The following is a 17730-nucleotide window of genomic DNA, read 5'->3' on the forward strand; positions in this document are numbered from 1 at the left end:
GTGCGTCAGCCGATCTCGACGACGTGCTTTCCGCGTACCCCGCCCGCCTCCAGGGCCCGGTGCGCGGCGGCGATGTCGGAGAGCGGGCGGGCCGTGTCCAGTACGGGGCGTACGGCGCCGTCGCGCGCGTACCCGGCCAGTTCCGCCAGCAGGGCGTGCCGGGGGTTGCCGCTGAAGAAACGCACCCGGCCGGTGCCGTGCACGGCGGAGCCGAGGATGTAGCCGAGGCTGGAGACGAGGTGGTCGGTGTCGAAGCTCACGCCCACCATCCGTCCACCCGGGGCCAACAGCCCGCGGAACGAGCGGAGTTCGGTGCCCACGGTGTCCATGACGACATCGAAGGAGCCGAGTTCCGGGCCGCGGGTCGTCGTGTAGTCGATGACCTCGTCCGCCCCCAGCTCCCTGACGAAGTCGAGGTTCTTCGGGCCCGCCAGCGCCGTGACATGGGCGCCGAACATCTTGCCGATCTGGACGGCGACACTGCCCACTCCGCCGCTGCCGCCCCGTACGAGCAGCCGTTCCCCCGGCTTGAGCCGCGCCTTGTCGCGCAGGGCGGTGAGCGAGGTCGTGCCGCCGGCCAGGATCGAGACGGCCTCGGCGGGGGTGAGGTTCCCGGGCGCCGGGGAGATCTGCCGGGGGCGGACGGCCACGTACTCGGCTGCGCTGCCCAGCCTGCGCCCCAGCCCGCCCCACACCCGGTCGCCCACGCGCGGGCCGGGGGCCGCGCCGGCCCGGCCGGCCCTCCGGGCGCTCCCGTCGGCCCCGGCCACCTCGGTGACCTCGCCGACGAAGTCGATGCCCATCCGCTGCGGGAAGCGGCGGCCCGTCACCAGGCGGAGCCGTCCGGCCCGGCCGTACAGTTCGCCCCCGTTGACGCCGACCGCGTGGACCCGCACCAGCACCTCGCCGGGCGCGGGGACGGGCACCGGGACGCTGCCCTCGTACAGCACCTCGGGAGGGCCGTACCGGTCGTAGAGCGCCGCGCGCATCTCGTTCATTTGCCTGGGCCGTCCTTGGTCGTCTCGTCCGTAGCGCCTGCGCGAGGGGATGTTCCACCCCGCGTTTCCCAGGCTAGGCAGGGAAACGGACGATCCGGCGGGCGTGGGCCGAAGTGAGAGAGACGGCTGTCCGGTCCTCTCGGAAGGAGGCGATCGTGGCCGTCCCCAGGACGGCGGACGCGGGACGCTCTCCGTCCGCCGTGCCATGACCACGATCGCCCGCGGGCGGGTGCCACCCGTGAAGCCGTCACCGCGCACACCCCGCCCGAGACCGACCCGCCGTACCGGCTGCACCCCCGTGGCTGCCGGTGTCGCGGGTCGAGGGTGTTCATCCTTGACCAGTTGGAGTTTCTTTCGCCAGTCAATTTGCGCGATAGGGGACGCTGTGTTAGCCCGTCCCGACCGGGTCAGAAACGCCAGCGGGTCTGGCTGTACGGCGCCCTGCCGAAGCCGAACGCCGTGCGCGGGTAGACCGCGAAGACCAGCGCCGTATTGCCCGCCGGGCCCGCGAAGGCCCCGTCCCGTACGTCGAAGTGCCAGTCCGGGCCGTACTTCGCCTCCCACGCCTCCGCCAGGGCCGTCAGCCTGCCGTCGTCCGTCACCCGTACCGCCGTGCCCTCGACCACCAGGTCGTATCCCGTGCGCAGGGCGTTCGTGCCGGTGGTGAGGACGACCTCCGGACTGTGGGCGAGGTTCATGGCCTTGCGCTCGGCGGCGCCGGTGCAGAAATACAGCGCGCCGTCCCACCACAGGGCCAGCAGGGGCGTGACGTGGGGGCGCCCCTCCGGCCGCACGGTGGTCAGCCAGAAGACCTCCGCCCCGGCGAGCAGATCGAGGGCCTCCCGCCAGGGCAGGGCCTCGGCCTCCGGCTCGCCGTAACGGGGGTCCAGTTCGGTGCGGGGGACACGGGCGCCGCCGGGGTCCTTCGCTGACATGGTGTGCCGTCCTCTCTTCTCGGTCCGCGGGGCCGGGCGGGTCCCGGGCCCTGCTCGTTCACTGGCCGTCCATCCACTGGCCGTTCATCCATAGACCGTTCATCCATAGACCGCGCGCGGTCCCGCGACTCATCGGTCCCGCCTCCGCCGCCTGGTATTAGGCTCCGTTCCAGAGCGTGATCGGACGGGTCCACCGGATGGATCCGCGGAACAGGAGACGGCGAAGATGGCACTGCCGGGGCGCAGGAGCAGCACGTTCACCCGCCTGCTGCGGCACGGTTTCACCGACCCGTCCGGCGCCGAGCGGCTGCTCGACCTGCCCGAGATGGCACCCGTACGGGCTGATCTGATGCTGCTCGACGCGCTGGGCGGGACCGCCGACCCCGATCTCGCGCTGCACGGGCTCGCCCGGCTGGCCGAGGCGCAGCTGCCCGAGGAGCGGCGGCTGCTGCTGGACGCCGTGGTGACCGCGAAGCCGCTGCGCGACCGGCTGCTGGGCGTGCTGGGCGCCTCCGAGGCGCTCGGGGACCATCTGGCCAGGCACCCCGAGGACTGGCGGGTCCTGGTCACCTACGAGTTGGCGGACCTGCACCCCGGCGTGGCGGACTTCGAGCGCGGGCTCGCCGAGGCCACGGATCCCGTCGCGCTGCGGGTCGCCTACCGGCGCAGCCTGCTGGCCATAGCGGCCAGGGACGTCTGCGGGACGACGGACGTCGCCGAGACCGCCGCGGAACTGGCCGACCTGGCGACCGCGACGCTGCGCGCCGCCCTCGCGATCGCCAAGGCCGCCGCGCCCGAGGACGCCGCCGCGTGCCGGCTCGCGGTCATCGCGATGGGCAAGTGCGGCGGACACGAGCTGAACTACGTCTCCGACGTGGACGTCATCTTCGTCGGGGAGCCGGCCGAGCCACCGGCGGACGGCGTGGACGAGGGCGCGGCCATCCAGGCGGCGACCCGGCTGGCGTCCCATCTGATGCGGATCTGCTCCGAGTCGAACATGGAGGGCACGATCTGGCCGGTCGACGCCAACCTGCGTCCCGAGGGGCGCAACGGTCCGCTGGTGCGGACGCTGAGCAGCCATCTCGCCTACTACCAGCGCTGGGCCAAGACGTGGGAGTTCCAGGCGCTGCTCAAGGCCCGCGCGGTGGCCGGGGATCCGGTGCTCGGCGCCCAGTACATCGACGCCGTGTCACCGCTGGTCTGGCAGGCCGCCGAGCGCGACCACTTCGTCCCCGACGTGCAGAAGATGCGCCGCCGCGTCATCGACAACATCCCGGCGGGACAGGTGGAACGCGAGCTGAAGCTGGGCCCCGGCGGGCTGCGGGACGTCGAATTCGCCGTCCAGCTCCTCCAGTTGGTGCACGGCCGCAATGACGCCTCGCTGCGCGTCGGCTCCACGCTCGAAGCGCTGGCCGCGCTCGCCGCGGGCGGCTACGTGGGCCGTACGGACGCGGCGCAGCTCGACGACGCGTACCGCTTCCTGCGCGCCATGGAGCACCGCATCCAGCTCTACCGTCTGCGGCGCACGCATCTGGTGCCCGAGGAGGAGGCCGATCTGCGCCGCCTCGGGCGCTCGCTCGGACTGCGCGGCGATCCGGTCGCCGAGCTGAACCGGGCCTGGAAGCGGCACGCCTCGGTGGTGCGGCGGCTGCACGAGAAGATCTTCTACCGGCCGCTGCTCGACGCCGTCGCGCAGCTCGCGCCCGGCGAGATCCGGCTCTCCACCAAGGCGGCGGGCCAGCGCCTCGAAGCGCTCGGGTACGCGGACCCGGTGGCGGCGCTGCGCCATCTGGAGGCGCTCTCCTCCGGGGTGACCCGCAAGGCGGCGATCCAGCGGACGCTGCTGCCGGTGCTGCTGGGCTGGTTCGCCGACTCGGCCGACCCGGACGCCGGGCTGCTGGGCTTCCGCAAGGTCTCGGACGCGCTCGGCAAGACGCCCTGGTACCTGCGGCTGCTGCGCGACGAGGGCGCGGCGGCCGAGAATCTGGCCCGGGTGCTGTCGGCCGGGCGCTTCGCCCCCGACCTGCTGCTGCGGGCCCCCGAGGCGGTGGCCATGCTGGGCGATCCGAACGGGCTGACACCGCGCGGCCGTGACCATCTGGAGCAGGAGGTCCTCGCGGCGGTCGGCCGCGCCGACACGGCCGAGGGCGCGGTGGCCGCGGCGCGCGGGGTGCGCAGGCGGGAGCTGTTCCGTACGACGGCGGCGGACATCATCGGCTCGTACGGTACGGAGGAGAGCCCGGCCGAGAAGGACCCCGGCGCGCTCGTCGACCGGGTGGGCAACGCGCTCACCGACCTCAACGCGGCGACCCTCGCGGGCGCGCTGCGCGCGGTCGTCCGCACCCAGTGGGGCGACACCCTGCCGACGAGGTTCGCGGTCATCGGCATGGGCCGCTTCGGCGGCCACGAGCTGAGTTACAGCTCCGACGCCGATGTCCTCTTCGTCCACGAGCCCCGCGAGGGCGTGTCCGAGCAGGAGGCGGCCCGCGCGGCGAACGCGGTGGTCACCGAGATGCGCCGGCTGCTCCAAGTGCCCTCCTCCGAGCCGCCGTTGATGATCGACGCGGATCTGCGACCGGAGGGCAAGAGCGGCCCGATGGTGCGCACGCTCGCCTCCTACGCGGCGTACTACCGCCGCTGGTCGCTGGGGTGGGAGAGCCAGGCGCTGCTGCGCGCCGAGCCGATGGCGGGCGACGCTGACCTGGGCCGCCGCTTCATCGAGCTGATCGATCCGCTGCGGTACCCGGCCGACGGCCTCGGCGAGGACGCGGTACGGGAGATCCGCAGGCTCAAGGCGCGGATGGAGACGGAGCGGCTGCCGCGCGGCGCCGACCCCACGCTCCACACCAAGCTGGGCCGGGGCGGCCTCTCCGACGTCGAGTGGACGGTCCAGCTCCTCCAGATGCGCCACGGCGCCGCCGAACCCGGCCTGCGTACCACGCGTACCCGCGAGGCCCTCGCCGCCGCTCACGCGGCCGGGCTGATCCCGGCGGAGGAGGCCCGGATCCTGGACGACGCGTGGGTGCTCGCGACCCGGGTCCGCAACGGCGCGATGCTGGTACGGGGCAGGCCGGGCGACACCTTCCCGTCGGACGGCCGCGAACTGGGCGCGATGGCCCGCTACCTGGGATACACACCGGGGGCGGCGGCCGGCCGCGACCCGGTCCCGGCGGGCGGCACACCCCCGGCCAACGGCACGCCCCCCGCCCACCCGGCGCACACCGCGTACAGCGGGGGCATGCTGGACGACTACCGCCGCACGACGCGCAGGGCGCGGGCGGTGATGGAGAAGCTGTTCTACGGGACGGTGTGAGGGGCGCGGCCGGGGCGGCGCCGCCCCGGCGGACCGGCCCGGTCAGAAGACCGACCAGCCGGTGGCGGTCGTGAACGCGTCCAGCGCGGCGACCGCCGCCACCGAGTTGCCCACCGGGTCCAGGCTCGGCCCCCACGCGCACAGCGCGGCCCGGCCCGGCAGGATGGCCACGATGCCGCCGCCCACGCCGCTCTTGCCCGGCAGGCCGACCCGGAAGGCGAACTCGCCCGCCGCGTCGTAGGCGCCGCAGGTCAGCAGGACCGCGTTGATCCGCTTCGCCTCGCTGCCGGTCATCAGCCGGGAGCCGTCGGCGCGCAGCCCGTGCCGCGCCAGGAAGCGGCCGGCCAGCGCGAGATCGCGGCAGCTCGCCGCGATGGAGCAGTGTGCGTAGTAGCGGTCGAGGACCGTCTCGACCGGGTTCTCCAGATTGCCGTGGCTCGCGATGAAGTGCGCCAGCGCGGCGTTGCGGTGTCCGTGCCCGGCCTCCGAGGCGGCCACCACCGGGTCGGTGTCCAGCAGCGGGTTGCCGGACTCCTCGCGCAGGAAGTCGCGTACGGCCCCGGCGGCGTCGCCGGTCAGGCTGTGCAGCCGGTCGGTGACCACCAGTGCGCCGGCGTTGATGAACGGGTTGCGCGGGATGCCGTGCTCGGCCTCCAGCTGCACCAGCGAGTTGAACGGATTGCCCGACGGCTCGCGCCCCACGCCGCGCCAGATCCGGTTGCCGCCGTGGGCCAGCACCAGCGCCAGGCTGAAGAGTTTGGAGACGCTCTGCACCGAGAACGGCTGCTCCCAGTCGCCGACCCCGTACACCTCGCCGTCGACCGTCGCGAGGGCCATGCCGAAGGCGTCGGGGTCGACCGTGGCGAGCGCCGGGATGTAGTCGGCGACCCGTCCCGTGCCCGCCGTCGCGCGGGCGGCGGCCATGGAGGTGTGCAGAAGCTGCTGGTAGTCGGGCGTGTGCATGCCCGGATCCTCTCAGAACGGTCCTGGCGTGCACGCGCTCGCGGGCGCGCGGGGAGTCAGCCCGCGGGAGTGTTGTAGTTGACTATGCCCTCCACCATGAGGGCGGCCGCGCCCGCCAGTGGGCTGGCCGTTCCCTGCCCCACGACGTCGGGCAGCCGGTGCGCCTCGTCCTCGGTGACCGCCACCATGCCCCAGAACGCGTTGTAGCCCGAGGGATCCACTGGTTTGTCGGTCGCCGCCCCCACGGTCACGACGCCGTCCGCCTCGGCCACGGCCAGCGCGCCCATCTGCCGCAGCGTGCCGGGATCCCGCTCCTCGGCGGCCACGACGCTCCACCCCGTCACCTCTGTCCGCCGCAGCGCGGCGAGGAGCTTGCCGGCCGTGTCCGGGCCGGTCACCACGATGTCGGGCAGGACGAGGGCCACCGGCCCCCGCGTCATCGGCAGGGCGGACCGGATCGCTCCGTCGAGACCGGGGCCGCACGACTCGTCCTGGTAGACGAAGACCATTTGAAAGATCTCGGCGTAGCGCGCGAGATAGGCCACCGTGTCCAGCTTGTGGGTCCCGAACACCACGACCAGGCGCACCTTGAGTCCGCTCTTGGCCAGTTCGACAACGGCTTCCAGGCTGCGGTCCAGCACGGTGACCCCCGGAGCCAGACAGTGCAGCTCCTTCGGGTAGGACGCCCCGAAACGGGCTCCGACTCCGGCGCAGGGCAGGATGACCGAGACATCGGGGACGGGCGTGGACGAACTGTGCATCGAGCAGCTCTCCGGTGGTGTGGACGATCGGGGACCTTGCGTACCTCGCCGTGCGGGCGGCCGGAAGCGCGCCGACGCGGCACCGTCGGCCCCAAGGCACGCTGGCGCTCACCGTAGTCACTGAGGACGGCTCCCAGAAGAAAATCGCGGCGTTGATCGACCAGGTCGTGGGCGAGGGGTCCCCGCGGATGCCCGCCGCCGCGTGCGAAGGCACAAGTTTGCGCCGGAATGGCCGAGTTGGCCCATGGACAAGGGCGGGACCGGCCGCCTCCCGGCCCGTGCCGGGCGCCTTCGGACGTGTACCGTCACCAGGGCTGACGGCCCGGTCGAGGTCCCACGACGAAAGAAGACGCGGAATGCGGGTGCTGTTGTCCACGTACGGGACGCGCGGCGATGTCGAACCGCTGGTGGCCCTCGCTGTGCGGCTGAGGGCTCTCGGGGTGGGGGTGCGGATGTGCGCCCCGCCGGACGAGGAGTTCGCCGAGCGGCTCGCCGGTATCGGGGTGCAACTGGTGCCGGTCGGGCCCCCGGTGCGGGAGATGATGCGCGGGACGGCTCTGCCGTCGGCGGCGGACCTGTCCCGGTACCGGACCGAGATGGTCGCGACGCAGTTCGACGTCTTCCCCGCGGCGCTCGACGGGTGTGACGCGCTGGTGGCGGCCGGCCTGGCGCAGGTCGCCGCGCGGTCCGTGGCCGAGGCCGCGGGCATCCGTTACGTGTACGCCAGCTACGCGGCGGTCCATCTGCCGTCGCCGCACCACGCGCCACCACCGCGGCCGGGCTGGCCGGAGCCGGTGGCGAACGGCAACCGGGCGCTGTGGGAGCTGGACGCCCGCCACGTGAACGCGCAGTTCGGTGAGGTGCTCAACGGCCACCGGGCGGCGATCGGTCTGCCACCGGTGGACAACGTCCGCGACCACGTCCTCACCGACCGGCCGTGGCTGGCGGCGGACCCGGTCCTGGGACGGTGGCAGGAGACCCCGGGCATCGACGTCGTACAGACAGGTGCGTGGAGCCTGCCGGACGAACGCCCGCTCCCGGCCGACCTGGAGGCGTTCCTGGACGCGGGCGCGCCGCCGGTCTACGTGGGCTTCGGCAGCATGCGCCCGGCGCGGGACATCGGCCGCATGGCCGTCGAGGCGATCCGGGCACAGGGGCGCCGGGTGCTCGTGTCCCGCGGCTGGGCGGACCTGGACCTGGCCGACGACCGGGACGACTGCTTCGCCGTCGGCGAGGTCAGCCATCAGAGCCTGTTCGGCAGGGTGGCCGCCGTGGTGCACCACGGCGGCGCCGGCACGACGCTGACAGCCGCCCGGGCGGGCGCGCCGCAGGTGGTGATACCGCTCCAGCTCTCGGACAACCCGTACTGGGCGGGCCGGGTGGCGGATCTGGAGCTCGGTGCGGCACTCGATGGTCCGCCCCCGACCGCCGAGTCCCTGGGCGTCGCGTTCAAGACGGCCCTGGCCCCCGGGACCGGGGCGCGGGCGAAGGTTGTGGGCAGCCGGATCCGCACCGACGGGGCGGAGGTGGCCGCGGGCCTGCTGGTCGAGGCGCTCCGGTGAGCGGGGCCGCCCCGGCCGGTGCGCGGAAGCGCTGATCGCGCCGCGACCGGCGCGGTGGTCGATTGCTAGCGTTCGGGCCCATGGAAGACGGCGTGTACGTGGGCAACGCGGGCAAGGACGCGACGGTGGACCGGGGATGGCTGCTCGGGCACTTCAAGGAGCACGGCGATCCGCGCCACAGCCACGCCGTGGAGGTCAAGTGGGGTGTCCACCCACGCGGTGAGCGGCGAGCCCAGTGGGTGGAGGGCGAGGTGCGGACGGCTCTCCTGGTCCTCGTCACGGGTCGCTTCCGTATGGAGTTCCCCGGTCGCAGCGTGCTGCTGGAAGAGCAAGGCGATTACGTCGTCTGGGGCCGGGGAGTGGATCACTCCTGGGTGGCTGAGGACGATTCCGTGGTGCTGACCGTGCGATGGCCTTCCGTGGCCGGATACGCCGCGCCGGAGGCGGAGGGCGCGGTTCCTCCGGCGTGAGGATCCCGGATCGGCCGGGGCCCGGGGCGGCCCGTGCCGCCGCGTCCGCCCGTCATCGGTCCGAGGCGCGGAGGCGCCGCGTGTGTCCCGACCCGGCGCGGCAGCTGGTGCGGGAGGGAGCCGTACCAGAGGTACGAGACGGTGAAGCCGAACGCCAGGCAGATCATGCCGCCCACCGCGTCCAGCCAGAAGTGGTTCGCGGTGGAGACGATCACCAGCAGGGTGACCATGGGGTAGAGCAGACCGAGGATCCGTACCCAGGGCGCCCTGGCGAGCGCGAAGATGATCAGCCCGCACCACAGTGACCAGCCGATGTGCATCGACGGCATGGCCGCGTACTGGTTGGACATGTTCTTCAGGTTGCCCGAGGCCATCGAACCCCAGGTCTGGTGGTGCACGACGGTGTCGATGAAGTGCTGTCCGGTCATGAGCCGCGGCGGCGCCAGCGGATACAGGTAGTAGCCGAGCAGGGCCACCAGCGTGGTCGCGAACAGCGCCAGCCGGGCCGCCGCGTAACGGCCGGGGTGGCTGCGGAACAGCCAGACCAGCACCCCGATCGTCACGATGAAGTGCAGCGTGGCGTAGTAGTAGTTCATGGCGATGATCAGCCAGGTCACCGAGTCCACGGCGTGATTGACCGAACGCTCCACCGCGATACCGAGGGTCTGTTCCGTCCGCCAGATCCAGTCCGCGTTGCTGAGGGCCTTCGCCTTCTGCTCGGGCACGGCGTTGCGGATCAGCGAGTACGTGTAGTAACTCACCGCGATCAGCAGGATTTCGAACCAGATACGCGGTCGGCCGGGCGACCGGAGGCGCTGGAGCCTGGTGCGGTCGTCGGTCACCGGGCGGGCCGTCTCGTCAGGGATGGGTGACGGAGTGGCCGTTCGGCTTTCCTGTGTGTTCACGGTGGATTCACCCATGGTGGGAAAGTCTGCCAGATTCGTGCCACCGACCGATCATCCCTCGGGCGGGTTCTCGACGCATCCGCTACGCCTCAAGGACGATGCCGCGATCCGGGTACGGCCGGGGGGCCGGGGAGCGGTCCCGAGGCGGTTGAACCGCGTACGACCAGTTCGGGCATGAAGACGAATTCGCTGTGCGGCGCGGGCGTACCGCCGATCTCCTCCAGCAGGGTACGGACCGCCGCCTGACCCATGGACGGCACGGGTTTGCGGATCGTCGTCAGCGGCGGGTCCGTGAAGGCTATGAGCGGCGAGTCGTCGAAACCGACCACCGACAGGTCCCGGGGTACGTCGAGTCCGAGCCGGCGCGCGGCCCTGATCGCGCCGAGCGCCATCATGTCGCTCGCGCACACCACCGCCGTACAGCCGCGCTCGATCAGCGCCGCCGCCGCGGCCTGGCCGCCCTCCAGGGTGAACAGCGACTGCTGGATCAGCTCCTCCGTCTCCGCCGGGGAGAGGTCCAGCAGCTCCTGCACCGTGGCGCGGAACCCCTCGATCTTGCGGAGTACGGGCACGAACCGCTTGGGGCCGACCGCCAGACCGATGCGCTGGTGGCCGAGCGAGACGAGATGGGTCACCGCGAGCCGGACGGCCGCCCGGTCGTCGGGAGAGATGAAGGGTGCCCGCACCTTCGGCGAGAAACCGTCCACGAGGACGAACGGCACGCCCTGGGCGCGCAGCTTCTCGTAACGGCGCATGTCGGCCGAGGTGTCGGCGTGCAGTCCCGAGACGAAGATGATGCCGGAGACGTCCCGTTCGACCAGCATCTCGGTCAGCTCGTCCTCGGTCGAGCCGCCGGGGGTCTGGGTCGCCAGCACCGGGGTGTAGCCCTGCCGCGTCAGCGCCTGGCCGATGACCTGGGCCAGGGCGGGGAAGATCGGGTTCTCCAGCTCGGGGGTGATCAGGCCGACCAGCCCCGCGCTGCGGCGGCGCAGCCGTACGGGGCGTTCGTATCCGAGGACATCGAGCGCGGCGAGTACGGACTCGCGGGTGGTCGCGGCAACCCCGGGCTTGCCGTTCAGAACGCGGCTGACCGTCGCTTCGCTGACCCCCGCCTGAGTTGCGATATCGGCAAGCCGTGCGGTCATGGGAGTGGACTGTACCGGGCGGGTGTCGGATTGCCCACCACGCACGGTTTCCGGCCATGGCAGCAAGCTCTTGCAAGATCTTGCGAAACCTTCCCGCCGTGGGGCTGAGGTGCGGTTGCGGTACGGGTGTGCCCCCTGACCGGTCCTGGCGCTCACGTCAAGGCACCGGCCGGTAATCACCAGGACACGCGACGGTAACGATCAGTAGTTCTTGCGGAAATTTTCCGCAAGGTCTTTCGGCCTTCTTGCATCGCTGTTACTTTCACGACCGACCCGGCGCCGCGACGGAGCGGTACGGCAGTTGAAGGAGTTCGGATGCGACGTGGCATAACGGCCACCGCCCTGGCCGCGATCCTGGCCCTCGCGGCGACCGCCTGCGGCAGTGACGGCGATTCGGGAAACGGCAGTGGCAAGGGCGGTGAGCTGTCCGGGACCGTCACCTGGTGGGACACCTCGACCGTCGGCAGCGAGGACAAGGTCTTCAAGAAGCTGGCCGAGGGCTTCACGGCGCAGCACCCGAAGGTCAAGGTCAACTACGTCAACGTGCCTTTCGGTGACGCCCAGAACAAGTTCAAGAACGCGGCCCAGTCCGGCTCGGGCGCCCCCGACGTGATCCGCTCCGAGGTCGCCTGGACCCCCGAGTTCGCCGATCTCGGCTACCTCGCGCCGCTCGACGGCACGGCCGCGCTCAAGGACGAGAAGGACTTCCTTCCGCAGGCCGCCGCCTCGACGAAGTACGACGACAAGACCTACGCGGTGCCGCAGGTCATCGACTCCATGGGCATCTTCTACAACAAGAAGATCTTCAAGGACGCGGGCGTCGAAGTGCCCAAGACCATCGACGAGTTGAAGACCGTCTCGAAGACGATCAAGGACAGGACCGGGAAGACCGGCATGTACCTGCGCGGCGACGACGCGTACTGGTTCCTGTCGTTCCTGTACGGCGAGGGCGGCAACCTGGTCGACGCCAAGTCCAGGACGATCACCGTCGACGACGAGGCCGGCGCCAAGGCCATGACCGTCGTCAAGGACCTCGTCGACTCCGGCGCCGCCAAGACCGACGCCACCGACGGCTGGGAGAACATGCAGGCGTCGTTCAAGGACGGCAAGGTCGCGATGATCATCAACGGTCCGTGGGCCGTCGCCGACACCTACGGCGGCGCGCAGTTCAAGGACAAGGCCAACCTCGGCATCGCGCCCGTACCGGCCGGATCCGCGGGGCAGGGCGCCCCGCAGGGCGGCCACAACCTCGCGGTGTACGCGGGCTCCAAGAACCTCGACGCCTCCTATGCCTTCACCGAGTACATGACGTCCGCCGCGAGCCAGGCCAAGGTCGCCGAGCAGCTCAGCCTGCTGCCCACCCGTACCGCGGTCTACGACATGCCGGGCGTCGCCGACAACGAGATCGTCGGCTTCTTCAAGCCCGTGGTGGACAAGGCCGTCGAGCGGCCCTGGATCCCCGAGACCGGCAGCCTGTTCGCCCCGCTGGTCACCGAGTACACCAAGGTCCTCACCGGCCAGACCACGCCGAAGAAGGGCGTCGAGACCACCGGCGACTCGTACCGCAAGCTCCTCAAGGGCTGGAAGTAACGAGAACGCGAGCGAGAGCCCGAGCGGGACGGCGACCGTGCACACCACGGCGACCGTGCACACCACGGCGGCCGAGCACCGGACCCAGCACCGGACCGAGAAGCAGACCCAGCCCCAGACCCAGACCCAGACCCAGAACGAGATCGGGACCGTGAACGTGAACGTGGCAGCGGAAGGAAGGCGGACCGGCTGATGGCTGTCCACACCGGCCGGTCGGTGGCATCGGCCCCGGGCGACGAACTCGCCCGGGGCCGGGGCTCCGGCTCCGGCACACCGACCGGCGGGACCCGGGCGGCCGGCGGGCTCCGGCGAGCCGTCTCCACCCACTGGTACGCCTGGACCATGGTCGCCCCGGTGGTCGTCGTGATCGGCGTGATCATCGGATACCCGCTGCTGCGCGGTGTCTACCTGTCGCTCACCGACGCCAACGAACGCAATGTCGAACGCAACATCGGCGTCAACCACCTCCCGGCCACCTACAAGTTCGTCGGACTCGACAACTACGCCGACGCGCTGACGGGCAATCAGTTCCTCTCCACCCTGGGCTGGACCCTGGTGTGGACGGTCTCCTGCGTCAGCGTCACCTTCGCGCTCGGGCTGGCCCTCGCCAACATCCTCAACCGCCGGATCGCCGGGCGCTCCTTCTACCGGATGCTGCTGATCCTGCCCTGGGCCGTCCCCGGCTTCGTCTCCGTCTTCGCCTGGCGCTTCCTCTACAACGAGGACCGCGGCTTCCTCAACAAGCTGCTCGCCGGCGGCGGCATCGACGCCGTGCCGTGGCTCAACGACCCCACCTGGGCCAAGTTCTCGGTCATCGCCGTCAACATCTGGCTCGGCGTGCCCTTCATGATGGTCGCGCTGCTCGGCGGACTCCAGTCCATCCCGGGGGAGATGTACGAGGCCGCCGAGATGGACGGCGCGAACGCCTGGCAGCGGTTCCGGCACATCACCATGCCGGGACTGCGCCCGGTCAGCACGACGGTGATCCTGCTCTCCACCATCTGGACGTTCAACATGTTCCCGGTGATCTTCCTGCTGACCAGGGGAGGACCGGGCGAGGCGACACAGATCCTGGTCACGCAGGCGTACAAGTTCTCCTTCGAGATCAGCCCGCGCGACTTCGCGCAGTCCTCCACCTGGGGCGTGCTGATCCTGGTCCTCCTGATGCTCTTCGCCGCGGTCTACCGGCGAGTCCTCCGCCAGCAGGGAGATACGTGGTGACCACCACAGCCCCCGCCCCGACCTCCACCGCACCCGCCGTCCAGGCCGCCAACCCCCCGCTGCGCGGGCGGCGTTCACCGGTGGCTTCGGTCGCCCTGCACGCCACCCTCGTCGTCGCGTCCGTGATCGCGGTCTTCCCGGTGCTGTGGGTCCTGCTGACCTCGCTCAAGCCCGCGAGCTACGCCACCACCACGGACTTCTTCAAAGAGACGACCTTCGAGAACTACACCAACCTGCTGCGGGACACCCCGTTCCTCACCTGGTTCGGCAACTCGCTGGTCATCGCGGGCCTCACCACCCTCCTCGGGGTGTTCGTGGCCGCCACCACCGGCTACGCGGTCAGCCGCTTCGGCTTCCCCGGCAAGCGCGGACTGATGTGGACCCTGCTGGTCACCCAGATGTTCCCGGTCGCCGTACTCATCGTGCCGATCTACAACATCATGGCCGGACTCGGGCTGCTCAACAGGTCGGCCGGCCTGGTCATCACGTACCTCACCATCGCCGTGCCCTTCTGCGCCTGGATGATGAAGGGCTTCTTCGACACCATCCCCCGGGAGATCGACGAATCCGGCATGGTCGACGGACTGACGCCCTTCGGGACGTTCTTCCGGCTGATCCTGCCGCTCGCCAAGCCCGGACTCGCGGTGACCGCGTTCTACTCCTTCATCACCGCCTGGGGCGAAGTGGCCTACGCCTCGGCCTTCATGGTGGGCGACGAGAACCTCACCCTCGCCGGCGGTCTCCAGAAGTTCGTCAACCAGTACGGCGCCCAGTGGGGCCCGATGACCGCCGCGTCCGTACTGATCGCGATCCCCGCCGCGCTCGTCTTCCTCTTCGCGCAGCGGCACCTGGTCACCGGCATGTCCGCCGGTGCCGTCAAGGGCTGACCGCCCGCCGCCGCCCCTACCGCCTCCCGTACCACCGGGACCCGCACCACCGATTCCGTACCACGAAGACGGCGCCGACGGCCCACCCGGCGCGGCGCCGCCCCCCGCCCCCCAGACACTCCAGGGACGACATGACCCAGCACCTCACTGCCCCCCTCACCGGCACGTCCGACGACGCCCCGGGCCACGGCTGGTGGCGGGACGCGGTGATCTACCAGGTCTATCCACGCAGCTTCGCCGACGGGAACGGCGACGGGATGGGCGACCTCGAAGGGGTGCGCCGCCGGCTTCCCCACCTCGCGGAGCTGGGCGTCGACGCCGTATGGCTCAGCCCCTTCTACGCCTCCCCGCAGGCCGACGCCGGGTACGACGTGGCCGACTACCGCGCCATCGACCCGATGTTCGGCACCCTGCTGGACGCCGACGCGCTGATCCGCGACGCCCACGAACTGGACCTGCGGATCATCGTGGACCTCGTGCCCAACCACTCCTCGGTGGAGCACGAATGGTTCCGGCGCGCCCTGCGCGAGGGCCCCGGGTCCGCACTGCGCGAGCGCTACCACTTCCGTCCCGGCAAGGGCGCGGACGGCGAACTGCCGCCCAACGACTGGGAGTCCATCTTCGGCGGCCCCGCCTGGACCAGGACCACCGACCCGGACGGCACCCCCGGCGACTGGTATCTGCACCTCTTCGCCCCCGAGCAGCCCGACTTCGACTGGGACCACCCGGCCGTCGCCGACGAGTTCCGCTCCATCCTGCGCTTCTGGCTGGACATGGGCGTCGACGGCTTCCGGGTCGATGTCGCCCACGGCCTGGTCAAGGCGGCCGGACTGCCCGACATCGGCGACGCGGGACAGCTCCGGCTGCTCGGCAATGACGTCATGCCCTTCTTCGACCAGGACGGGGTGCACGAGATCTACCGGCAGTGGCGCACCATCCTCGACGAGTACCCCGGCGACCGGATCGCCGTCGCCGAGGCGTGGACCCCGACCGTCGAGCGCACCGCCAACTACGTACGCCCCGACGAACTCCACCAGGCGTTCAACTTCCAGTACCTGGGCACCTCGTGGGAGGCCGCCGCGCTGCGCGAGGTCATCGACGTGTCGCTCGCCGCGATGCGTCCCGTCGGCGCCCCCGCCACCTGGGTGCTCTCCAACCACGACGTGACCCGGCACGCCACCCGCTTCGCCGGACCGCCCGGCACCGGCACCCAGACCCGCGAGCCCGGCGACCGCGCGCTCGGACTGCGCAGGGCGCGCGCCGCGACCCTGCTCATGCTGGCGCTGCCCGGCTCCGCCTACCTGTACCAGGGCGAGGAACTCGGGCTGCCCGACGTCACCGACCTGCCCGACGAGGTCAGGCAGGACCCGTCCTTCTTCCGCGCCGACGGCCAGGACGGCTTCCGCGACGGCTGCCGGGTGCCCATCCCCTGGACGCGCGAGGGCAGTTCGTACGGCTTCGGCGAGGGCTCCAGCTGGCTCCCGCAGCCGGACGGCTGGGGCGCGCTCTCCGTCGAGGCGCAGACCGGCGACCCCGGCTCCACCCTGGAGCTGTACCGGTCGGCGCTGACCGTGCGCAGGGAGCACCCGGACCTGGGCGCCGGCACCGCCGTGGAGTGGCACGACGCCCCCGAAGGCGTGCTCCACCTCGCCAGGACCGGCTTCGTCTGCACGGTCAACACCACGGACACGGCCGTACGGATCGACACACCGGGCCGGCTGCTGCTGGCGAGCGGACCGGTGCCGGTGTCCGAGGGCCCCGTCACCGAACTGCCCGCCGACACCACGGTGTGGTGGACCGTGTGAACGCCCTCCTGCCGCAAGGAGGCGGCGCCCCGCGACTCGTGGACATCGCGGGCCGGGCGGCGGTCAGCGAGGCGACCGTCAGCCGCGTCCTGAACGGCAGGCCGGGTGTCGCCGACACCACCCGGGGGCGGGTGCTCGCGGCGCTCGACGTCCTCGGCGGGCAGCGCCCCGCCGGGGCCCGGCGCGGCGGCGCGGGACTGATCGGGCTGGTGACCCCCGAACTCACCAACCCGGTCTTTCCCGCCTTCGCGCAGGCCATCGAACAGGTGCTGGCCGGACACGGCCACACCCCCGTCCTCTGCACCCAACTGCCCGGCGGCGCGACGGAGGACGAGCTGGTCGAGCAGCTCGTCGACCGGGACGTCAGCGGCATCGTCTTCCTGTCCGGGCTGCACGCCGACACCTCGGCCGACCCGGCGCGCTACGCGGCGCTCACCGCGCGCGGGGTGCCCTACGTGCTGATCAACGGCTACAACGAGCGCGTCAGCGCGCCCTTCGTCTCCGCCGACGACCACGCGGCGGTCGGGATGGCCGTCGCCCACCTCGCCGAGCTGGGCCACCGGCGGATAGGGCTCGCGACCGGGCCGCAGCGCTACGTGCCGTCCCGGCGCAAGCGCGAGGGCTTCCTCGACGCGGCCGTCGGAATGCTGGGGCTGGCCTGGGCGGAGGCCGAGGAGCTGGTCCGCTGCACGCTGTACGGAGTCGAGGGCGGCCAGGTCGCGGCCGACGCCCTGCTCGGCCTCGGCTGCACCGGCATCGTCTGCGGCAGCGACCTCATGGCGCTCGGCGCGGTGCGCGCGGCCCGGGAGCGCGGGCTGCGCGTGCCGTACGACCTCTCGGTCGTCGGGTACGACGACTCGCTGCTGATCGCCTTCACCGACCCGCCGCTGACCACGGTGCGCCAGCCGGTACGGGCGATGGCGGCGGCGGCCGTCGGCGCGCTGCTGGAGGAGATCGGCGGCAGCCCCGTACAGCGCACCGAGTACGTCTTCCAGCCCGAGCTGGTGGTCCGCGGCTCCACCACCACCCACAGACGCACCACCCGCACCACCGCCCGCACGGCCCGTACCACGCGTGCGGCACGTACCACCGGCTGAGCACGGCCGGTCGAGCATCACCCGTCGAGCATCACCCGTTCAGCACCACCAGCACCTGCACCCGCACTTCCCCACCAG

15 protein-coding genes are annotated in these 17730 nt (G+C 71.7%); 9 read left to right on the top strand and 6 right to left on the bottom strand.

Features of this window, described 5'->3' with window-relative positions:
• Positions 1-5: 5 nt before the first annotated feature.
• Together OG627_RS25615 and OG627_RS25620 are read right to left on the bottom strand one after the other, a co-directional pair.
• Positions 6-998, bottom strand: a complete 993-nt coding sequence (locus tag OG627_RS25615; protein WP_329068897.1) for an NAD(P)-dependent alcohol dehydrogenase — start codon at positions 996-998, stop codon at positions 6-8.
• Positions 999-1405: 407 nt separating this feature from the next.
• Entirely contained in the window at positions 1406-1933 is a 528-nt protein-coding gene (locus OG627_RS25620; RefSeq protein WP_329068899.1) for a pyridoxamine 5'-phosphate oxidase family protein, read from the bottom strand.
• Between the two features lie 226 nt (positions 1934-2159).
• Here OG627_RS25620 and OG627_RS25625 point away from each other — a divergent pair, with 226 nt between their 5' ends.
• Positions 2160-5246: a bifunctional [glutamine synthetase] adenylyltransferase/[glutamine synthetase]-adenylyl-L-tyrosine phosphorylase gene (locus OG627_RS25625; protein ID WP_329068901.1), complete on the top strand. Its 3087-nt coding sequence runs from the start codon at positions 2160-2162 to the stop codon at positions 5244-5246.
• 42 nt (positions 5247-5288) lie between these two features.
• Here the strand turns inward: OG627_RS25625 and OG627_RS25630 are convergent, their stop codons facing one another.
• Complete coding sequence (locus tag OG627_RS25630) at positions 5289-6209, bottom strand: glutaminase (protein ID WP_329068903.1); 921 nt, start codon at positions 6207-6209, stop codon at positions 5289-5291.
• A gap of 56 nt (positions 6210-6265) precedes the next feature.
• On the bottom strand, positions 6266-6970 hold the full coding sequence (locus tag OG627_RS25635; protein ID WP_329068905.1) for an NTP transferase domain-containing protein: 705 nt from the start codon (positions 6968-6970) through the stop codon (positions 6266-6268).
• Positions 6971-7326: 356 nt separating this feature from the next.
• Here OG627_RS25635 and OG627_RS25640 point away from each other — a divergent pair, with 356 nt between their 5' ends.
• Together OG627_RS25640 and OG627_RS25645 are read left to right on the top strand one after the other, a co-directional pair.
• Positions 7327-8532 carry a glycosyltransferase gene (locus OG627_RS25640; RefSeq protein WP_329068906.1) on the top strand — a complete coding sequence of 402 codons (1206 nt, stop codon included), beginning with the start codon at positions 7327-7329 and terminating at the stop codon, positions 8530-8532.
• An 80-nt stretch (positions 8533-8612) separates the two neighbouring features.
• Positions 8613-9002 (top strand): signal peptidase I, encoded by a 390-nt coding sequence (locus OG627_RS25645; RefSeq protein WP_329068907.1) that lies wholly within the window; start codon positions 8613-8615, stop codon positions 9000-9002.
• On the opposite strand, the gene OG627_RS25650 is transcribed toward OG627_RS25645, so the two are convergent.
• Together OG627_RS25650 and OG627_RS25655 are read right to left on the bottom strand one after the other, a co-directional pair.
• Positions 8897-9922 (bottom strand): phosphatase PAP2 family protein, encoded by a 1026-nt coding sequence (locus OG627_RS25650; protein WP_329068909.1) that lies wholly within the window; start codon positions 9920-9922, stop codon positions 8897-8899. The genes OG627_RS25645 and OG627_RS25650 overlap by 106 nt on opposite strands.
• A gap of 74 nt (positions 9923-9996) precedes the next feature.
• Positions 9997-11052, bottom strand: coding sequence for a LacI family DNA-binding transcriptional regulator (locus OG627_RS25655; RefSeq protein ID WP_329068911.1), 1056 nt, complete (start codon positions 11050-11052; stop codon positions 9997-9999).
• Positions 11053-11367: 315 nt separating this feature from the next.
• On the opposite strand from OG627_RS25655, the gene OG627_RS25660 reads away from it, so the two are divergent.
• The 6 genes from OG627_RS25660 (at position 11368) to OG627_RS25685 (ending at position 17652) form a co-directional block, all read left to right on the top strand.
• Entirely contained in the window at positions 11368-12642 is a 1275-nt protein-coding gene (locus tag OG627_RS25660) for an extracellular solute-binding protein (protein WP_329068913.1), read from the top strand.
• Positions 12643-12679: 37 nt separating this feature from the next.
• Positions 12680-12835, top strand: a complete 156-nt coding sequence (locus OG627_RS25665) for a hypothetical protein (protein ID WP_329068915.1) — start codon at positions 12680-12682, stop codon at positions 12833-12835.
• Positions 12835-13863, top strand: coding sequence for a carbohydrate ABC transporter permease (locus tag OG627_RS25670; RefSeq protein ID WP_329068917.1), 1029 nt, complete (start codon positions 12835-12837; stop codon positions 13861-13863). The genes OG627_RS25665 and OG627_RS25670 overlap by 1 nt, the downstream gene beginning before the upstream one ends.
• Positions 13857-14750, top strand: coding sequence for a sugar ABC transporter permease (locus OG627_RS25675; protein WP_443073537.1), 894 nt, complete (start codon positions 13857-13859; stop codon positions 14748-14750). The genes OG627_RS25670 and OG627_RS25675 overlap by 7 nt, the downstream gene beginning before the upstream one ends.
• A gap of 131 nt (positions 14751-14881) precedes the next feature.
• Positions 14882-16555 carry a glycoside hydrolase family 13 protein gene (locus tag OG627_RS25680; protein ID WP_329068919.1) on the top strand — a complete coding sequence of 558 codons (1674 nt, stop codon included), beginning with the start codon at positions 14882-14884 and terminating at the stop codon, positions 16553-16555.
• The gene (locus OG627_RS25685) at positions 16552-17652 is read left to right on the top strand and encodes a LacI family DNA-binding transcriptional regulator (protein ID WP_443073538.1); all 1101 of its coding nucleotides are present in this window, start codon (positions 16552-16554) and stop codon (positions 17650-17652) included. The genes OG627_RS25680 and OG627_RS25685 overlap by 4 nt, the downstream gene beginning before the upstream one ends.
• Positions 17653-17730 lie beyond the last annotated feature (78 nt).

It is taken from the genome of Streptomyces sp. NBC_01429, assembly GCF_036231945.1.
In the GTDB taxonomy this organism is placed as follows: domain Bacteria; phylum Actinomycetota; class Actinomycetes; order Streptomycetales; family Streptomycetaceae; genus Streptomyces.

Coding starts and splice junctions, on each gene's coding strand:
- OG627_RS25620 (WP_329068899.1), bottom strand. CDS start 1,933: ATGTCAGCGAAGGACCCCGGCGGCGCCCGTGTCCCCCGCACCGAACTG.
- OG627_RS25680 (WP_329068919.1), top strand. CDS start 14,882: ATGACCCAGCACCTCACTGCCCCCCTCACCGGCACGTCCGACGACGCC.
- OG627_RS25640 (WP_329068906.1), top strand. CDS start 7,327: ATGCGGGTGCTGTTGTCCACGTACGGGACGCGCGGCGATGTCGAACCG.
- OG627_RS25625 (WP_329068901.1), top strand. CDS start 2,160: ATGGCACTGCCGGGGCGCAGGAGCAGCACGTTCACCCGCCTGCTGCGG.
- OG627_RS25670 (WP_329068917.1), top strand. CDS start 12,835: ATGGCTGTCCACACCGGCCGGTCGGTGGCATCGGCCCCGGGCGACGAA.
- OG627_RS25655 (WP_329068911.1), bottom strand. CDS start 11,052: ATGACCGCACGGCTTGCCGATATCGCAACTCAGGCGGGGGTCAGCGAA.
- OG627_RS25660 (WP_329068913.1), top strand. CDS start 11,368: ATGCGACGTGGCATAACGGCCACCGCCCTGGCCGCGATCCTGGCCCTC.
- OG627_RS25615 (WP_329068897.1), bottom strand. CDS start 998: ATGAACGAGATGCGCGCGGCGCTCTACGACCGGTACGGCCCTCCCGAG.
- OG627_RS25645 (WP_329068907.1), top strand. CDS start 8,613: ATGGAAGACGGCGTGTACGTGGGCAACGCGGGCAAGGACGCGACGGTG.
- OG627_RS25635 (WP_329068905.1), bottom strand. CDS start 6,970: ATGCACAGTTCGTCCACGCCCGTCCCCGATGTCTCGGTCATCCTGCCC.
- OG627_RS25650 (WP_329068909.1), bottom strand. CDS start 9,922: ATGGGTGAATCCACCGTGAACACACAGGAAAGCCGAACGGCCACTCCG.
- OG627_RS25630 (WP_329068903.1), bottom strand. CDS start 6,209: ATGCACACGCCCGACTACCAGCAGCTTCTGCACACCTCCATGGCCGCC.